The organism is Rhodococcus sp. ZPP, assembly GCF_017656075.1.
Taxonomy (GTDB): Bacteria; Actinomycetota; Actinomycetes; order Mycobacteriales; family Mycobacteriaceae; genus Rhodococcus_F; species Rhodococcus_F oxybenzonivorans.
On the sequence record NZ_CP058638.1, the window covers coordinates 6,179,743 to 6,196,987 of the forward strand.

Here is a 17,245-nt window from a genome sequence, read left to right on the forward strand (position 1 = left end):
TCGATTCCCGATGAACACTCGTGAAGCTGGGCCGCTCTCCGGGACCAAACCCCGACTTCCCTCGGAAATCTGGGTGCTGGTGTCGGCCAGCTTCGTCATCGCACTGGGTTTCGGCATCGTCGCGCCGGCGCTGCCGCAGTTTGCGCGCAGCTTCGACGTCAGCGTGACGGCCGCGACGGTCGTGATCTCGTCCTTCGCCTTCATGCGGCTGGTGTTCGCCCCGCTCAGTGGGCGGCTGGTGCAGAAGTTGGGGGAGCGCCCGGTCTACATCACCGGTCTGTTGATCGTTGCGGCGTCCACGGCGGCCTGCGCGGTGGCAGGTGACTACTGGCAGCTGTTGATTTTCCGCGCACTGGGCGGGATCGGCTCGACGATGTTCACCGTGTCCGCGATGGGTCTCGTCATCCGGATCGCACCGGTCGACAGTCGCGGCCGGGTATCCGGGTTGTATGCCACGAGTTTCCTGCTGGGCTCGATCAGCGGACCGCTCGTCGGCGGGCTGCTCGTCGGATTCGGTCTGCGTGTCCCGTTCGTCATCTACGCCATCGCCCTCGTCATCGCCGCCGCAGTCGTTTTCATCAGCCTCAAGGGGTCGCATCTCACCGCACCGGACGCCACCGCTGCGGGGGCCGCCATGACCTTGCGGGAGGCTTTGAGATCGTCCGTGTACCGCGCCGCGCTCGGATCCAACTTCGCCTTCGGTGGGGTCATCTTCGGCGTACGGGTCGCGATGGTCCCGCTGTTCGTCGTCGAGGCGCTCCACCGCGAGGAAGCGCTCGCCGGAATCGCACTCGCCGTGTTCGCCGTCGGCAACGCTCTGGTCCTCATCGTGTCGGGACGGCTTTCCGACACCTACGGCAGGAAGCTGTTCGTCGTGCTCGGCCTCCTGGTATGCGGGGCGAGCACCGTCGGCATGGGACTCAGCGAGGATCTCGTCGTTTTCCTCGTGCTCTCCGGTGTCGCGGGTATCGGGTCCGGCATCATGAGTCCCGCCCAGCAGGCGGCCGTGGCGGACGTCGTAGGTGCGAAGTCGCGTGGCGGGCCTGTGCTCGCCACGTTCCAAATGGTGGCCGACGTGGGCGGCGTTCTCGGTCCGGTCGGCGCCGGTCTACTCGCCCAGCACCTGTCCTACGCAGTCTCCTTTGCCGTTACAGGTGGTGTGATGCTCGTCGCCGCAGCAGGCTGGTTGCTGGTGCCGAACAAGCCGGCCCCGAAGGTGTCGGTCAAAGCGCTCTGACCGGCGACGTCTGTACTCTCGTTTCGGTGTGGATCAGTATCGTCTCCCTCGTCGCCCGCGTGTCCCTCGCCGCCGTCTGGCTAGTCTCCGGCGCGCTCAAGGTGGCAGATCCCGCACAAACGATCGTCGCGGTTCGCGCCTACCAACTGCTCCCGGAAGACCTCGTCCGTCCCGTTGCCAACGCCCTACCGTTCTTCGAAATCGCCCTCGGACTACTGCTTCTGATCGGGCTCGGGGTCCGGGCCACGGCGGTGGTGTCGGCGGCCCTCCTGCTCGTCCTCGTCGGCGTCATCATTTCGGTGTGGGCGCGTGGCCTGTCCATCGACTGCGGTTGTTTCGGCGGAGGGGGAGCGGCCGACGTCGATGGCTGGGACTACACCAAGGAAATCCTGCGGGACATCGGATTCCTCGCGCTGGCGGCCTGGTTGATCGTGTTCCCCCGTACTCCGTTCGCGCTGGGGCTCGCGTCGCGGGCGCCTTTCTCAGTGGCCCCTCAGCCGACGATGGCAGAGTAAGCACCTGGTAAATCGATCCGACATCGAAGGACTGCATCCACGTGAGCTCGAAGAACAAGTACACCCCGCAGCCGGAGTCCAGCCGGTCCACCTACATCCTCGGTGGGCTCGCCGTACTCGTCATCGCAGCCCTCGTGATAGGCGGCGTGATCTGGCAGAACAACCGAAGCAAGCCGCGCAACGACGGTTACGGGGGAGTGCAGAACTCCGAGGTCCGGGTGTCGGTCGAGGACAACGGCGTGGTGCTCCTCGGGCGTCCCGACGCAGCCACCACGATCGATCTGTTCGAGGACCCGATGTGTCCCTACTGCGCCGAGTTGGAGAACAAGAACGGGCAGGAACTGGCCAAGGCCGTCGACGACGGGAAAGTGGCTGTCCGCTACCACATTCTGAACTTCCTCAATCGGTTGTCGGCCAGCGGTGACTACTCCACGCGCGCTGTCGCGGCGTCACAGTGCGTTGCGGCGACCGGTGACGCGTCGGTGTACTCGGATTTCCACGCTGCCCTGTTCGCGCCCGAGAACCAACCGGCGGAGAACGGCGATTCCGACCACTCCAACGAGGAACTGGCGCAGATGGCCCGCGACGCCGGAGCGTCCGACGAGGCCGCGCAGTGCATCACCACCGGCGCGAAGGTCGACCAGGCTGCGATCGATGCGGAGGCCGGCCGTCAAGCTCTGAGCGCGAGCGGCGCAACGGGCACCCCGGCAGTGGTTCAGGACGGCACCGTCATCGACGCGCTCTCCAACGAGAACTGGGTCTCCCAGCTGTAGACGGCTCCTCCGCCCGTGCGCCTTTCTGGATGTCCCGGCAACCACAGAGGCGCACGGGCGCGAAGCGCCTCTGAGCAGGCGATTTGTTGGCCAGGTCGACGATGGTGTAACTTTCTTCGAGCACGCGGAAGTCATTCCTGGTGCGAGAGAAAGAACTGAATACGGGGCTATGGCGCAGCTGGTAGCGCACCACACTGGCAGTGTGGGGGTCAGGGGTTCGAGTCCCCTTAGCTCCACCCACTGAGAAGTCCCCCACCATGCATCGCATGGTGGGGGACTTCTTCATGTGCGTGACCACATGCATTTCCCATGGTTTTCGTCCGCTGTGGCCGGTCGGGCAGTCGAACCTGGCCGGCGACTAGCCCGTTGCCTTCCCGGGCAGCAGAAGCTGTTGTTCGACGGCGGCGACGACGGCGCATCCCGGGCAGAGAGTCGTGCCGTCCGTTACCCAGCCGTTCAACCGGGCTGTGCAGCGGGCAGCGGTTCGACTGTCAGCCAGGGCGCGGTACGTGTGATCGCAGTGGTCGCAACGGAAGTCCCACGCGCGGGGGCGCGAGCGGACAGTTCCACCGCTCATGTCACGCTCCGATCACCCCACACGACGCGTTCCCACCAGCTGTTCAGTGGACTCGGATCCGGCCAGCGCACACACTCATCGGTATGCGCTGTTCGATGGTCGCGTCGGTCTTTCACGTCGGATGATCCGTGCTTGCGGTACCGCACAGCTGCGCACCTCCCCATTACCCGGCGTGCCCGCCACGGCGACGGACACGGATGCCTGTGCATCTCGGAAATTAGCACTCACATCGGTCGCGTGCCAGCGCTACCGATCGGTAACGACAAAGTAACCAGTACGGGCAGTCTGTGAGCTGCCGCTGCGAACCTCCTCTGAATTGGCACTCAATGTAGGAGAGTGCTAAATTCTTGATGCGCAGTGATGCGGCGTCCGACCAGGTGGCAGGCGCTTGTGGATCGAACCCGGAAGGTGGATTGCTGTGCTTCACTTCGTGCGCGGTCCGCAGTCCCGCTCGGTCACCGACGCTTAGCTGAGGGCAGTCGCGGTCGGATCACGCGCAACGGCGCATCGGTGAGTCGCTGAGTCGATCGCGCGCCCCGTCACTGTCCCCGTACGTCTGCACGGAGAGGATCTAACGCAACCATGACCATGACTACGTCACCGTCTCCCTCGTCCGATCGCCGGCGCGGCCACCTGCCATGGCTGATGACGTCGAAGCGGCCTCTCGGCGCCTATTGCAGCGACGTCTCGGTGATGCTCGGCGCGCTGTCGATTGTGATGTTCTGGATGTTCGGCTTCGGCATTCTCCTCGGCGCCGGAGCCATAGCGACGGGCATCGTCGCATCTCGAAATCCGTCGGTCGAGGTGGACGAGTCGACATCCCTGGAGGCTCTGATCGGCATACTCACCGGTGCCTTCGGAATCGCGGTCGGAATCGTCTTTCTCGCTGCCGCCCTGCCCCACATGTGAAGTGGCTGCGTCGGCGATCTCGGGTCGGCACGTTGTCGCAGTGGGACACTGGCAGTATGACTTTCACCGTGACACATCGGTCGTTCGACCAACTGGCAGACTTCGCCGTCACCGACTTCAGCGGCGACGACACCTACAGCATCCATGACAGTGGTGCGCTCGTCATCGTCCGCGAAGACCGGGAACTGGTCTATGCGCCGGGAAGTTGGTTCCTGGTGGAGCGCGCCGATGGCAGTGCGGGGGCTCCGGGCAATTACATGTAAATAGAACATACGTTCGACGAACGTGTAGATTCGGTTCTGTGACGCGCCGGACCGAGTTCGCCCCACGGCGTTGCCCCAACGGGCACCTGCTCGGTGCCAACACCTGCCTTGTCGGGTGGGAAGTGTGCGACTGCGGCACGTCGAAGAATGGTGGGCATCGCACTCATTTCTGCCGACGGTGTGGTGCCACGATCCGCACCCCGCCTTGTTGCAGTCGGCCGACCTGTCAGGGTCGGTAGGTGTGTCAGATTCTCTGCTTGGCGGACCGCGGGTTGCCCCAGATGGTGTCGGATTGATCCTGGAGAACGAGGACGATCAACGTCTCATCGCCCACGTCGAAGGCGGACACCGCGACGTGAACCCAGAGCCAATGGTCATTGCGGTGACGGATACGCAGGTGTGCCGTCGCACTTGCCCTCTCACAGCCCAGGGAGCGGGCGAGCATCTCGCTCCACAGGTCGCTGTCGTCGGGATGGAAGAGTTGTTCGTGCCGGAGACTGTCGAACTCGTCGACGCCGGCGCCGATCAGAGCGGCGCAGGCCGAGTTGCGGAAGATGACCCGGCGGTTCTTGTCGTGGACGCTGATCGCATGCGGGATTGATTCGAGCATGGCAGCGAATCCTTCGCTATCGAGTTGTGCCACTCGCCCCCCTCGGGTCTCGGGAACATCATCGGGCTCTGTGTCGGATCCGTTACCGAGTCGCATTTGTGCCGACCGAGCAGATGGCCATCCAGCGCGGGGCGCGATCACTGGCTAGGGTTGGCGGGTGCGCTTCGTCACGATCGTCCAATCGTCCGCATTTGTGCCGGTCTGGCTGCGGATTCTCTTGTTGCTGGCTGCCGGGGCGAAGGTGTGGGGTGCCGGAATCTACTCAGGATGCTATTTCGGCAGCAAAGATGTCAGTCTGGGTCTCGGTACCTTCATCAACCGCGGCGTGCTGTTCGATGGCACCGCATCCATCACGCTCGGCCGGCAAGTGGCGGTCGGTCACCGCGTCCAGTTCATTACCAGCACACATCGGCTGGGTCCGGTGTCGGGGCGGTGCGGGGCGGCGGTAGACCTTCCCATCGTGGTCGGTGACGGCTGCTGGATCGGCGCAGGGGCCATCATCCTGCCCGGAGTAACGGTCGGCGAAGGTTGTGTCGTCGGTGCAGGAGCGGTAGTCACCCGCGACTGCGCGCCGAACGGACTCTACGTCGGCTCACCCGCCCGACGCGTCCGCGATCTCGACACCGAGTCTTCGCTCGGCTGAACGGCCACTTGTCGTTCGACGGCGACAGCGGCGTTCATGCCGTCGAGGAATCGTGAAATAGTCTGTCGCTCCGAGGGGTCGAACCCCTCGAGGATGGTTGTCGTCCGGTTGATGAGCGGGCCGAAGAAGGTTTCACCGAGGTTTATCGCTGTGGCAGTGACCGTGATTCGGGAGCGGCGCCGGTCCTCGGCGTCCGGCGTGCGACGGACGAGCCCGGCCTTCTCCATGCGGTCGAGAAGTGCAGTGACGGATGCCGAATTGATCCCGAGGCGGTCGCCGAGCCAACCCGGGGTTGCAGCGATATCTGCGCGACCGGCGTCCAGGAGGCTGATAAGTGCCCGGAGGTCGGTGGTGTGCAGTCCGTGCAGCTGGGCGAACTCGGCGCCGAGCAGATTCAGCTCCACCGCGAGAGCGCGCAGCTTGTGCACTGTCTGAGCGCTTTCGTCGAGATTCACGAGACCTGAATGTACTGCCGGAGCGCGGCCGAGGAGATAATATCTCGATCATCGAGATAAATGGAGGAGGCGCTGTGGCGAAACTCGATGACTTCTATCGCGCATACGACGTCCTGCTGGGCAGTTGGCCGGTGGTGGCTACACCGGTCGACGTGCCGACGGCCTACGGCATCACTCGGGTGAACGTGTGCGGTCCCGAATCGGGCGCACCACTGCTTCTCCTGCCCGGAGGCGGAGCGACTTCCACGGTCTGGGCGGCCAACGTCGAGATCCTGGCGCGTCGCCATCGCGTCTATGCCGTCGACATCATGCAGGACGCCGGGCGGAGCGTAAGCGATGGCACCCCGTTGCGCAGCACGAGCGACTTGTTCACCTGGCTCGATGAGGTACTGGATGGGTTAGGTCTGGAATCGACCTCACTCGTCGGACATTCCTACGGGGCGATGATCGCCCTCGGATACACGTCGAGCGGACGCGGAAACGTCGACAGTGTGGTGCTGCTCGACCCGACATCGTGTTTTGCGGGACTGAGCACCCGCTACCTGCTTCGGGCCGCACCGCTGCTGCTTCGTCCCACTGTGGAGCGTCAACGCGCGCTGATCCGCTGGGAGACAGGTGGCGTCGGCCTGGACGAGCGATGGCTCGAGGTGGCCGCCCTCGGGGCGGTTGCCTTCGCCGGCGCGAAGGTCGTGGTTCCGCGCCGTCCGAAGCCTGCCGCATTCGCCCGGATGACCATCCCGACCACCGTGCTGCTGGCAGGAAGTAGCCGCGCGCACGACGCGGTGGCGGTGGCGGCCACGATCCGGCACAGGCTTCCCTCGGCGACGGTCACGACAATCGAGGGAGCCACTCACCACACGATGCCGATGGTGCCCGCCGCCATCGGCGCGGCGATAGTCGGCGCGGTGAGCTGAGATCGTTCGGCCGGGCGCTACCATAAGCGCCCGGTGGCTCATCGAAATCCATGGAGGTCGGGGCAGTTGGCGAAGAAGCGGATTCCGGTGGTCATCGTCGCTGGATTCCTCGGTTCCGGTAAGACCACCCTGCTCAATCATGTCCTGCGCAACAATCGCGGTGTCCGCGTGGGTGTCATTGTCAACGACTTCGGAGCCGTGAACATCGATTCGATGATGGTGGCCGGGCAGGTCGATTCGATGGTGTCTCTGAGCAACGGGTGCATGTGCTGCGCCGTCGACGTCAGCGACATGGACGACATGCTCGATCGTCTGGCGAATCCAACTTCACAGATCGATGTGGTGATCGTCGAGGCCAGCGGGCTTGCCGAGCCGCGCAACATGATTCGGCTCGTACTCGGCAGCAGGAATCCGCACGTCGTGTACGGGGGGCTGGTGGTGATGGTCGACGGTGAGCAGTTCGAGGAAACGTCCGCCCGGCATCCTGATCTCGGGAAGCACGTGACCCTGGCCGACCTCGTCGTACTCAACAAGACCGACCGGATCGACGAACCACGACTCGGTGCGGTGAAGCAGCTGGTCCGCGACTACAACGATCGTGCCCCGATTCTCGCGACCGCGCACGGGCGCATGGAGCCCACACTGCTCTTCGATCAGGAGCCGGGACGCGATCCGGCCCCCGGTGAACAGCTCACGCTCGATCGGCTGTTGCTGGATCAGCACGAGCACTGCGACGAGGGGTGTGGCGGTCACGACCACCTGCATTCGTCGTACGAGTCAGTCGATTTCGCGTCGGCCGATCCGATCGATCCACGGCGATTGGTCGATTTCCTCGAAAGCCGGCCCGTCGGCATCTATCGCATCAAGGGATTCGTGCACTTCGCGGTACCGGGGCAGTCGCGCAAGTTCGAGGTGCAGACGGTGGGGCCACATATCCGGTTCACCTCCACGCGCTGGGAATCGGGGGAGGAACGCACGACGCAATTGGTCCTCATCGGTGCGGACATCGAACCGGAGAAGGTCCGCGCGGGCCTCGAGGACTGCATCGTGTCCGAGGGCGAAGATGTCGACCCCGGCGCGATGCTGGGGGTGCACCGCTATACCGTGACGGCGTGACCGAGCCCGCGTGTAGCACGCCGTCGTATCCCGAACCGATGCTGTCCGTGTATGAGGCGATTCGCCGCCGACGGGATGTGCGAGCGGAGTTCACGGGGGAGCCGGTACCGGAGGAGGTTCTGAACCGCATCCTGGGGGCAGCGCACAGCGCCCCCAGCGTCGGCAACACGCAGCCGTGGGATTTCGTTGTCGTGCGCAGGCCGGAGACTCTCGACGTGTTCGCCGAGCACGTTGCCGATGCTCGCAGAAGGTTCGCCGAATCGCTACCCGACGATCGCAGGACGACGTTCGATCCGATCAAGATCGAAGGAATACGTGAGAGTGGCATGGGCGTCGTCGTCACCTATGACCGCAGTCGCGGCGGCGAGCACATTCTCGGCAGGCACACGGTCGACGACACCGGCCTGTTCTCAGCCGTGCTGGCGATTCAGAATCTGTGGCTCGCGGCCGCCGCCGAGAACATCGGAGTGGGCTGGGTGTCCTTTTACGACGAGCCCTATCTCACCGAATTGCTGGGGATTCCCGAGCCGGTGCGTCCCATCGCCTGGTTGTGTGTGGGACACGTCGCCGAGTTCCAGCAGGTACCCGACCTCGAGCGCTTCGGGTGGCGGGGGCGCCGGCCATTGGCCGACGCCATCCACCTCGACGAGTTCTAGCCTTGACGGCGGCGTGACGCGCCGGCCGACGCGGTACGAGTTCCGCCGCCCGTGGACGACGCCGCCCGTGGCCTGCCCGCAGCGCCGGAACGGGAGCGACGAGCGCCGCCGCCCTGACCGTGGGCGCGTCCGCCCTGGCCGCCTCGTCCACCCTGGCCGCCTTGGCCACCGCCGGGCCGCTGAGTGCGTCCGCCGGTGCTGGACACCGGCGTGGCCTTCGGTGCCGGCGTCACATGTGGTGCGAGGTCACCGACGAGTTCGAGAACGTGGGCGGAGTCCGCGGTGCTGCGGACGGGAGTGACTTTGATCGCTGCCTTCCGCATGAGGATGGACAGATCCTTGCGCTGCTCGGGCAGTACGACGGTGACGACGTCGCCGGCGCTGCCTGCGCGTGCGGTTCTGCCCGAACGGTGCAGGTAAGCCTTGTGCTCGGCGGGCGGATCGACGTGCACGACCAGTTCCACATCGTCGACGTGGACGCCTCGCGCCGCCACGTCGGTGGCCACCAGCACGCGCGCCTCACCGGCCGAGAACGAGGCCAGGTTGCGGTCGCGGGCGGCCTGCGACAGATTGCCGTGCAGATCCACCGACGGGATACCCGCTTCGGTGAGCTGACGCGCCAGCTTCCGCGCCTGATGCTTGGTGCGCATGAACAGGATTCGGCGTCCGGTGCCCGACGCAAGCTTCTCGACCAGCTTGCGCTTGGTCTCGGGGCTGTCGACGTCGAATACATGGTGCGTCATGGCCGCGACGGGTGAGTTCGCCTCGTCGACCGAGTGCAGGACCTCGTTCTTCAGGAACCGCTTGACGAGCTTGTCGACACCGTTGTCCAGCGTGGCCGAGAACAGCAGTCGCTGGCCCTGCTGCGGCGTGGCGGAGAGGATGCGCGTGACGACGGGCAGAAAGCCGAGGTCGGCCATGTGGTCGGCCTCGTCGAGCACGGTGATCTCGACGGCGTCGAGGCTCACGAACCTTTGCTTCATCAGGTCTTCGAGGCGGCCGGGGCATGCGACGACGATGTCGACACCTGCCTTGAGCGCCGACACCTGGCGGTTCTGGGAGACGCCACCGAAGATGGTGGTGACCTTCAGGTCGTACGCCTGCGCCAGCGGTTCGAGTGTGGCAGTGATCTGGGTGGCCAGCTCGCGGGTGGGGGCCAGGATCAGACCGACGGGGTGGCCGGGCCGACGCTTTCCGCCCGACAACTCACCGGCGAGGCGGGACACCATCGGGATGGAGAAGGCGAGCGTCTTACCGCTGCCCGTCTTGCCCCGGCCGAGCACGTCGCGGCCCGACAGCGTGTCGGGGAGGGTGTCGACCTGGATGGGGAAGGGCGCGGTGATGCCCTGCGAGGAGAGCACCCGCACGAGCGGTTCGCGGACGCCGAGAGCGGCGAAGGTGGTGTCGGGTGTCGTCGTGTCAGACAAGTGTCAGAGCCTTTCGGGCACAGGGTTGTGCCCGGAGGGCCGACACGGAAAAGCGATCCCGTCGGAGCTCGAGCACAGGTTGGCGGCGTTGCCGGTCGGCAAGCTTCTTCGCCGTAAGAAGAGCGGATGCACACGCGTGTGCACACCCAACAGGATTCGGACGTTCCCGAACTGAATGCGTTCTACGACGCTGGGTGACCGTCATGGTCACCTAGTGCCGCCGAGTCTACCCGGTGATGCGACGCCGGTCCGACTCAGGACTCACAGTCCCACCCATTCGGACGCGCCGTCGGCGAAATGCTGCCGCTTCCAGATGGGTACCTCGTGCTTGATCCGTTCGACGAGTTCGGCGCAGGCCGCGAACGCCTCGGCCCGGTGCGGTGCGGCCACGGCAGCCACGAGCGCCAGGTCCCCGACGGTCAGCGCACCCACCCGGTGGACCGCGGCAACAGGCAGTCCCGTCGACGACGCAACCTCCTCACAACACGTGCGGAGAAAGCGCTCGGCATCGGGATGCGCCTGATACTCGAGTGCCGAAACGGATTGTCCGGCATCGTGATTACGTACCACCCCGGTGAAGACCACTACCGCGCCGTGTTCCGGTCCCGCCACGGCCGCATCGACCACGGCCGCGTCCAGGGGCAGGTCCGAAATCTGGGCAAGAACGTCACTCATCGTGCATACCTCCACCGGCGATCTGTGCGAGAAGGTGATCGACGATGGGGTCGAGCACCGCAAGTCCATCCTTCACTCCGCCCGGTGAACCCGGCAGATTCACTATCACTGTGCCGTTCGACACACCGGCGAGTCCCCGGCTCAGTGACGCATGCGGAGTCACCGTCGTTCCCCGATTGCGGATGGCATCCGCGATGCCGGGCAGTTCGCGGTCGAGTACGGCCCGGGTGGCTTCGGGAGTGGCGTCGGTGGGGGAGACACCCGTCCCGCCGGTGGTGATGACCAGTGCGGGGTTGCCGGACAGCGCGTCGGCGAGGCCGGCCGCGATCTCGGCGTCGGCGTAGACCAGGGGGCCGCGTGTCCGGAACCCGCGTTCGTCTAGCCAGGCGGTGATGGCCGGACCGGTCGTGTCTTCCCGCGTGCCCGCGGCGCCGCCTGTGGAGGCGACCAGGACCGCGGCAGTGCGCCCTCTCGGTGATGCCGAGTCGGTTGCCGGCTCCCGGGTCCAGTGCCCGCGCTTGCCGCCGTCCTTCGTGAGCAAGCGGACACCGTCCAGGGTGGCAGCGGGATCGACGGCCTTCACCATGTCGTGCAGAGTCAGCCCGGCCACGGCAACCGCGGTCAGTGCCTCCATTTCGACGCCGGTCGGCCCTTTCGTCTTCGCTGTCGCCTCGATCGTGATGGCATCGTCGGCGAATCCGAACTCCACCTTGACCGACGAGAGCGCAAGCTGATGGCACAACGGAATGAGCTCGGACGTCTTCTTAGCACCCGAGATACCCGCAATCCGGGCAGTCGCGAGTACATCTGCCTTGGGGAGATCGTCGGCCCGGACGAGCGCAATGACCTCGGGGGTCGTGACGAGTCGTCCTTCCGCCACGGCAGTCCGGGTGGTATCGGCTTTCGCGCTCACATCGACCATGCGTGCACGACCCTCGCCGTCGAGGTGCGTCAAATCGCTCATAGGGGAATCACCTTCACGAGTTGGCCGGCGTCGAGTGCGGTGACTTCGGCGGGAACATCGACGAGGACATCCGCCCACGCCATCGCTGCGACAAGATGTGAGCCCGGACCGGCGACGAGTTCTACCCCGGTGTCGGTGCGGCGGGCGCGGAGGAACTGCCGCTTACCTCGGACGGAGGTGAGCGGCGCCGCGAGCGGCCCCTCCACGGCTTCCGTGGGAGGAAGGCCCGCTGCGCGGCGAATGTCCGGACGGGCGAAGATCTCGAAGGAGACGAGGGTACTCACCGGATTGCCCGGGAAATTCAATACCGGGACGCCGTTGACCACGGCTGTCCCCTGCGGCCCGCCCGGCTGCATGGCCACGTGAGCGAATTGAGCGCCCAGCGGGGACAGCGTTTCCTTCACCACCTCGAAGTCGCCCATCGATACACCGCCGGAAGTCAGCACCACATCGGCGGTGAGGACCGCCTCGGCGAGCAGGGTGCGGAACTCGGCGGGGTCGTCGGTGCTACGGGCGATGGAGACCACCTCTGCACCGTTGGCTCGTGCACTCGACGCCAGTGCGATGCCGTTCGAATCGTAGATCTGGCCGGGACGCAGTGCGCTTCCCGCGTCGACGAGTTCGGCGCCGGTGGTGATCACCGCGACACGCGGCCGCGGGCGCACCGATACGCGCTGCAGCCCGACAGCGGCGAGCACGGCGATGTGACGGGCAGCGAGAAGGCTGCCCGCGGCGAGGAGAAGGGTCCCCGCCCGGACGTCGCTGCCACGTTCGCGCACGAATTCCCCGGCCGAGCGGGTTTTTTCGATCCGCACCTCGCCATCCGAGGTGACTGTGTCCTCGACGGGGACGATCGCGTCGGCGCCCGGCGGAACCGGTGCTCCGGTCATGATTCGGTAGGCCGTGCCGGGAAGGTGCGTGACGGGTTCGGCCGGCCCGGCCGCGATCACCCCGCGCACGGGCAGCATCACAGGGACCGTCGTGATGGATGCGGCGTCGACGGCGTAGCCGTCCATCTGGGAGTTCCGGAACAGGGGCAGATCGACGGGTGAATGGACGTCGGCGGCGAGGGCGCGTCCCAGTGCCTCACCGAGTGGAATCTCCTCGCCGGGGCGCGTATGGAGCGGTGCGAGAAGTTCGGCGACGTGCTGAGCATGCTGCTCCACCGTCCGCGTGGTCACGACGTTCCTCCGGCCATGGTTACCAATCCTATGCACGGCGGTGCGGCACGGATCACCGCCTCACGGCATACTGGACCAATGCGGGGAAAGGCAACGCGATGACAATGGTGGAGATGGGTATTCCCACCGTGCGGTCGGCCGTCTCGCTCGCGGGCCGCCCCGACGTGGGGCACCTCGTCGACAGATTCGGTCGGGTAGCGCGCGACCTTCGGGTGTCGATCACCGAGAAATGCTCGTTGCGCTGCACCTATTGCATGCCGGAGCAAGGCCTGCCCGCCATCCCGGCGCAGAATCTACTCACGGCTGAGGAAATCGTCCGGTTGGTGGGTATCGCGGTGCATCAGCTCGGGGTCCGGGAGGTCCGGTTCACCGGTGGTGAGCCGCTGATGCGCGCCGACCTCGAAGCCATGATCGCCGGGTGCGCCGAACGGGTTCCGGGTGTGCCGCTGTCGATGACCACCAACGCAGTCGGGCTCGAACACCGGGCTGCTGCACTCGCCCGCGCCGGCCTCACGCGCGTCAACGTCTCCCTCGACTCGATCGACAGGAAGCACTTCGCCAGGCTCACGCGACGCGATCGGTTGCCTTCGGTGATCGCCGGGATCCGGGCCGCGGCTGATGCAGGCCTGGCGCCGCTCAAGGTGAACGCAGTTCTGATGCCCGAGACACTGACGGGGGCGGCGGATCTCCTCGAATGGTGCCTGACCGAAGGGATTGCGCTCCGCTTCATCGAGGAGATGCCCCTCGACGCGGACCACGAGTGGGCTCGTGAGCAGATGGTGTCCGCCGACCGGTTGCTGTCGGTTCTGGGTGAGCGGTTCACCCTCGTGGAACACGGCAGGGAGGACGCGTCCGCACCGGCGGAGGAGTGGTTGGTGAACGGTGGTCCGGCCACCGTGGGGATTATCGCGTCGGTCACCCGCTCGTTCTGCTCCGACTGCGACCGAACCCGTCTGACCGCCGAGGGAACGGTACGGTCGTGCCTGTTCAGTGACCAGGAGGTCGACCTGCGGGGAGCACTGCGTTCCGGTGCCGGCGACGAGGACCTGGCCCAGTTGTGGCGTGGCGCGATGTGGAACAAGTGGGCGGGACACGGAATCAATGCGGACGGATTCGCGCCGCCGCAGCGCAGTATGGGAGCTATCGGTGGTTGACACGGTGACAGGCATTTCGGTGCGGTATTTCGCGGCGGCCGCCGACGCCGCCGGTTGTACGAAGGAAACCCTCGATCTGCCGACGGACGCCCCACTCGGTCAGGTGAAGATCGCCCTCGTCGCCAAGTACGGAGCCGATATGGAGCGGGTTCTGTCGGTGGCGGCCTTCCTCGTCGATTCAGAGCTCACGCGCGACCTCACGCGCACCGCCGGACACCAGGTGGACGTCCTGCCGCCGTTCGCGGGAGGCTAGAGGATTTACAGCACGCCGGGAGCCGCTCAGGCCGTCGTCGTGTCGGCCAGCCACCGGTCGAAGGTGATCGACCCGAACTCTTTCCCCGGAGCCAGGTTGTGCCCTGACCTCAGGAAGGAACCCAGTGCTCCCGGCAGGGGCACGTCGATGACGAGTCCGTGCGTCCCCGTGGCTTTCTTCCATGCGACGACGAGGTCACGGGCCGTGCGGACTTCCGGGCCGCCGATGGTGATGAGATTTTCGGACGCCGTCTCGGTCGCCAGAGCGGCGTCCGCCAGCGCCCGCGCGACATCGCGGGTGTCGATCGACTGGAATCGCGTTCTCGCGAACGCCGGAATCACCCCGACATGACTCGGCGGCTTCGCGACCATGGGAATGAAGTCGTGAAACTGGGTGGCGCGCACGACGACTGTGTCGAGCGGCGAGCTCTCGTAGACCCGTTCCTGCCGTCGTTTGGCCTGATAGTAGGCGAACTCGCCGCGGTCGACGTTCACGATGGACAGCAGGACCGCGCGTCGCACACCCGCACCGTCCGCTGTCGCCAGCAGATTGCTGGCGCCCTCGTCCAGCACGGCCCGAGTGCGGCGGGTCTTGCCGTCGGTCGTGTCCACCACCACGTCGACCCCGTCCAGCGCCTCTGCGAGCCCCTCGCCCGCCACCAAGTCGCCGTGGACATGGACGATCTCGGTGCCCGGTGCACCACCGTGCCGGGTGAGGACACGGACCGAGTGCCCGCGGGCAAGTAACTCCTTGACGAGTTGCCTACCCGCTGTACCGGTACCGCCCGCGACCAGAACGAGGGTCACCGGATCACCGCCACCAGGTGTCGAGAGGTGTGACGGGGACCGTGCGCTTGTGACGCGTGTTCAGGTACATGGTCTCCAGCTTCTCGGCGACCTCCCGGGAAACGTCCTTGCCCTCGAGGTAGTCGTCGATCTGCGTGTACGTCAGACCGAGCGCCTCCTCGTCGGGGAGCGCCGGACGGTCGTCCTCGAGATCGGCGGTGGGCACCTTCTTCCAGGTGGTCTCCGGTGCCCCCAGTTCGCGGAGCAGGGCGCCGCCCTGACGCTTGGAGAGGCCGGTCAGGGGAGTGAGGTCCACGCCACCGTCGCCGTACTTGGTGAAGAACCCGGTAATCGCTTCAGCTGCATGGTCGGTACCGAGTACGAGGTAGCCGAGTTGCCCCGCGATCGAGTACTGGATGACCATGCGCTCTCGGGCCTTGATGTTGCCGCGGACGAAGTCGCGCAGTTCGCCGCCATTGCCGAGGATGCCTCGCAGGGCTGAGGCCGATTCCTTGGCAGTGGCGTCGGCGCCGGGTTTGACGTTGACCGACACCGACCGGTCGGGCTGGATGAACTTCAGCGCGATCTGTGCGTCCGACTCGTCCGCCTGGGTGCCGTAGGGAAGACGGACGGCGACGAACTCGGCCTCGTGTCCCTCCTCGCGCAGTTCGCTCGCCGCGAGTTGAGCGAGACGCCCGACGAGAGTGCTGTCCTGGCCGCCGCTGATGCCCAGGACGAACCCCTTCGCGGGCGTCGACAGGAGGTACTCCTTCAGGAACTGGACGCGGGTGCGAATTTCTTTCGCCGCGTCGATGGTGGGCTGGGCACCGAGTTCCTCGAGTATCTGCGCACGTAGATTCGCCATGTCAGAAACTGTAGCGAGTGGGCACGTGGGACGCAGGATGGGGAAGGCCCGGTACGGTTCCGCGCATGAGCAGATCGGACATCCTCGTCGTCAGCGCCACCAAGGCGGAGGCGGTGCACGTCCCACCGGAGTTCGACGTGCTGATCACGGGCATCGGCAAGGTGAGCGCCGCGGTGGCCGTCGCGAAAGCGCTCGGCGACTACCCGTCGTCGCAGAAACCGCTGGTGGTCAACATCGGCACCGCGGGGGCCCTGCACGAACACCACAGTGGCCTCTTCACGCCGTCGACCGTGCTCAACCACGACATCAGCGGCGACGCCATCCGGGCCTTGGGGCACGAGGTCGCGGACCGGCTCGAGATGCCGGAGGGGGACGGCTCGGTGCTGGCAACGGGGGACGTCTTCGTATCGGACGCGGGGGTGCGCGACGTGCTCGCGGAGCGGGCCGATCTCGTCGACATGGAAGGTTTCGCCGTCGCCTACGCGTGCGCGCAGGTCGGTGCACAATGCCGCCTCGTCAAGCACGTGAGCGATGCGGCTGACGACTCGGCGCTCGACTGGCCGGCGCGCATCGACGCGAGCGCCAGGGAATTGGCGCTGTGGCTGCGCGCCCTGTGAGCGTCAGGCGCGGGTGACACGCCTGACGAGATCCTCCCAGGCAGCCTCGAGGCGCTCGGTCGACATCCCGAGGTCGCGGATCTCGTGCAGTACGAGCGTCGCCTCGAGGGGTGCGAGGAGCGAGCACGCCAGCAGTTCGTGATCTCCTTCGACGCCCGCCTCGCGGAGCAGCGACACGACGTGCGTAACCGACACTGCGCGAGCCGGCGCGGAGAAACGGGTGCCCGGAGAATTCTCCGCGGCCCGCCGGACCTCGCCCTCGACCTCGACGGTGGCGATGCGCGCTCGGCCGTAGGCGATGAGCCGTTCGACCGGATCGGCGCCCGGCCCCAGGGGTGGGGGTCCGAACATGAACGCCTGCTGGAGTTCGCGCTCGGAATGGTCGAGGAGGGCGAGCATGAGTCCCGATCGGCTTCCGAACCGGCGGAACACTGTGCCCTTGCCCACACCGGCCTTGCAGGCGACGGCGTCCATCGTCACCGCGTCGACGCCCCGCTCGGACACCAAGAGGGCCGCAGCATCGAGCAGTAGCCGCCGATTACGTGCGGCATCACACCGTTCGGGCGGTTCGACCCCGATCTGGGGAAGGAGGAGGCGGGTCACGGCGCCAATCCTACCGCGCGGGGAATGTAAGTGGACCACGGTCCGTTTAGTTG

The 17,245-nt window shown here is 66.1% G+C and carries 21 protein-coding genes and 1 tRNA gene; 13 read left to right on the plus strand and 9 right to left on the minus strand.

The window, feature by feature from the left end; translation table 11 throughout:
* The first annotated feature begins 10 nt into the window (after positions 1-10).
* The 6 genes from HYG77_RS28430 to HYG77_RS28455 all read left to right on the plus strand — a co-directional run bounded on the left by HYG77_RS28430 (position 11) and on the right by HYG77_RS28455 (position 4,274).
* Positions 11-1,237: an MFS transporter gene (locus tag HYG77_RS28430; RefSeq protein ID WP_109331147.1), complete on the plus strand. Its 1,227-nt coding sequence runs from the start codon at positions 11-13 to the stop codon at positions 1,235-1,237.
* Positions 1,238-1,263: 26 nt separating this feature from the next.
* Positions 1,264-1,752: a MauE/DoxX family redox-associated membrane protein gene (locus HYG77_RS28435; protein WP_208961288.1), complete on the plus strand. Its 489-nt coding sequence runs from the start codon at positions 1,264-1,266 to the stop codon at positions 1,750-1,752.
* A gap of 41 nt (positions 1,753-1,793) precedes the next feature.
* On the plus strand, positions 1,794-2,525 hold the full coding sequence (locus HYG77_RS28440; protein WP_208961289.1) for a DsbA family protein: 732 nt from the start codon (positions 1,794-1,796) through the stop codon (positions 2,523-2,525).
* Positions 2,526-2,688: 163 nt separating this feature from the next.
* Positions 2,689-2,761, plus strand: a tRNA-Ala gene (locus HYG77_RS28445).
* Between the two features lie 923 nt (positions 2,762-3,684).
* The gene (locus HYG77_RS28450) at positions 3,685-4,011 is read left to right on the plus strand and encodes a hypothetical protein (RefSeq protein WP_244373293.1); all 327 of its coding nucleotides are present in this window, start codon (positions 3,685-3,687) and stop codon (positions 4,009-4,011) included.
* A gap of 56 nt (positions 4,012-4,067) precedes the next feature.
* A complete protein-coding gene (locus HYG77_RS28455) occupies positions 4,068-4,274 on the plus strand; it encodes a hypothetical protein (protein ID WP_109331143.1) in 207 nt (68 codons plus the stop codon).
* A 244-nt stretch (positions 4,275-4,518) separates the two neighbouring features.
* Here the strand turns inward: HYG77_RS28455 and HYG77_RS28460 are convergent, their stop codons facing one another.
* Positions 4,519-4,884 (minus strand): PAS domain S-box protein, encoded by a 366-nt coding sequence (locus HYG77_RS28460; RefSeq protein ID WP_109335195.1) that lies wholly within the window; start codon positions 4,882-4,884, stop codon positions 4,519-4,521.
* 157 nt (positions 4,885-5,041) lie between these two features.
* Between HYG77_RS28460 and HYG77_RS28465 the strand changes: the two genes are divergently transcribed.
* Entirely contained in the window at positions 5,042-5,527 is a 486-nt protein-coding gene (locus tag HYG77_RS28465; protein ID WP_109331142.1) for an acyltransferase, read from the plus strand.
* Here the strand turns inward: HYG77_RS28465 and HYG77_RS28470 are convergent.
* Complete coding sequence (locus tag HYG77_RS28470; protein ID WP_208961290.1) at positions 5,467-5,982, minus strand: MarR family transcriptional regulator; 516 nt, start codon at positions 5,980-5,982, stop codon at positions 5,467-5,469. The two genes, HYG77_RS28465 and HYG77_RS28470, sit on opposite strands and share 61 nt — an antisense overlap.
* 74 nt (positions 5,983-6,056) lie before the next feature.
* Here HYG77_RS28470 and HYG77_RS28475 point away from each other — a divergent pair, with 74 nt between their 5' ends.
* From HYG77_RS28475 to bluB, 3 genes are all read left to right on the plus strand, one after another.
* Positions 6,057-6,896: an alpha/beta hydrolase gene (locus tag HYG77_RS28475; RefSeq protein WP_208961291.1), complete on the plus strand. Its 840-nt coding sequence runs from the start codon at positions 6,057-6,059 to the stop codon at positions 6,894-6,896.
* Between the two features lie 66 nt (positions 6,897-6,962).
* Positions 6,963-8,012: a GTP-binding protein gene (locus tag HYG77_RS28480; RefSeq protein WP_208961292.1), complete on the plus strand. Its 1,050-nt coding sequence runs from the start codon at positions 6,963-6,965 to the stop codon at positions 8,010-8,012.
* A gap of 38 nt (positions 8,013-8,050) precedes the next feature.
* On the plus strand, positions 8,051-8,668 hold the full coding sequence (gene bluB, locus HYG77_RS28485) for a 5,6-dimethylbenzimidazole synthase (protein ID WP_208963551.1): 618 nt from the start codon (positions 8,051-8,053) through the stop codon (positions 8,666-8,668).
* On the opposite strand, the gene HYG77_RS28490 is transcribed toward bluB, so the two are convergent.
* From HYG77_RS28490 to glp, 4 genes are all read right to left on the minus strand, one after another.
* On the minus strand, positions 8,665-10,095 hold the full coding sequence (locus HYG77_RS28490) for a DEAD/DEAH box helicase (protein ID WP_204164770.1): 1,431 nt from the start codon (positions 10,093-10,095) through the stop codon (positions 8,665-8,667). The genes bluB and HYG77_RS28490 overlap by 4 nt on opposite strands.
* A gap of 261 nt (positions 10,096-10,356) precedes the next feature.
* Positions 10,357-10,770 carry a molybdenum cofactor biosynthesis protein MoaE gene (locus tag HYG77_RS28495; RefSeq protein WP_109331134.1) on the minus strand — a complete coding sequence of 138 codons (414 nt, stop codon included), beginning with the start codon at positions 10,768-10,770 and terminating at the stop codon, positions 10,357-10,359.
* Positions 10,763-11,734: a bifunctional molybdenum cofactor biosynthesis protein MoaC/MoaB gene (gene moaCB / locus HYG77_RS28500; RefSeq protein ID WP_109331133.1), complete on the minus strand. Its 972-nt coding sequence runs from the start codon at positions 11,732-11,734 to the stop codon at positions 10,763-10,765. The genes HYG77_RS28495 and moaCB overlap by 8 nt, the downstream gene beginning before the upstream one ends.
* Positions 11,731-12,915, minus strand: coding sequence for a gephyrin-like molybdotransferase Glp (gene glp, locus HYG77_RS28505; protein ID WP_208961293.1), 1,185 nt, complete (start codon positions 12,913-12,915; stop codon positions 11,731-11,733). The genes moaCB and glp overlap by 4 nt, the downstream gene beginning before the upstream one ends.
* A 98-nt stretch (positions 12,916-13,013) precedes the next feature.
* Between glp and moaA the strand changes: the two genes are divergently transcribed.
* The gene (gene moaA, locus HYG77_RS28510) at positions 13,014-14,069 is read left to right on the plus strand and encodes a GTP 3',8-cyclase MoaA (RefSeq protein ID WP_208961294.1); all 1,056 of its coding nucleotides are present in this window, start codon (positions 13,014-13,016) and stop codon (positions 14,067-14,069) included.
* Positions 14,062-14,322: a MoaD/ThiS family protein gene (locus HYG77_RS28515; RefSeq protein WP_109331130.1), complete on the plus strand. Its 261-nt coding sequence runs from the start codon at positions 14,062-14,064 to the stop codon at positions 14,320-14,322. Before moaA ends, HYG77_RS28515 begins: the two co-directional genes overlap by 8 nt.
* A 26-nt stretch (positions 14,323-14,348) precedes the next feature.
* Here HYG77_RS28515 and HYG77_RS28520 read toward each other — a convergent pair whose 3' ends face one another.
* Positions 14,349-15,128, minus strand: coding sequence for an NAD(P)H-binding protein (locus HYG77_RS28520; protein WP_208961295.1), 780 nt, complete (start codon positions 15,126-15,128; stop codon positions 14,349-14,351).
* A gap of 4 nt (positions 15,129-15,132) precedes the next feature.
* Positions 15,133-15,972 carry an ammonia-dependent NAD(+) synthetase gene (nadE, locus tag HYG77_RS28525; protein ID WP_208961296.1) on the minus strand — a complete coding sequence of 280 codons (840 nt, stop codon included), beginning with the start codon at positions 15,970-15,972 and terminating at the stop codon, positions 15,133-15,135.
* Positions 15,973-16,037: 65 nt separating this feature from the next.
* Between nadE and HYG77_RS28530 the strand changes: the two genes are divergently transcribed.
* Positions 16,038-16,589 carry a nucleosidase gene (locus HYG77_RS28530; RefSeq protein WP_208961297.1) on the plus strand — a complete coding sequence of 184 codons (552 nt, stop codon included), beginning with the start codon at positions 16,038-16,040 and terminating at the stop codon, positions 16,587-16,589.
* Between the two features lie 3 nt (positions 16,590-16,592).
* Here HYG77_RS28530 and HYG77_RS28535 read toward each other — a convergent pair whose 3' ends face one another.
* The gene (locus HYG77_RS28535; RefSeq protein WP_109331118.1) at positions 16,593-17,192 is read right to left on the minus strand and encodes a TetR/AcrR family transcriptional regulator; all 600 of its coding nucleotides are present in this window, start codon (positions 17,190-17,192) and stop codon (positions 16,593-16,595) included.
* Between the last annotated feature and the right edge of the window lie 53 nt (positions 17,193-17,245).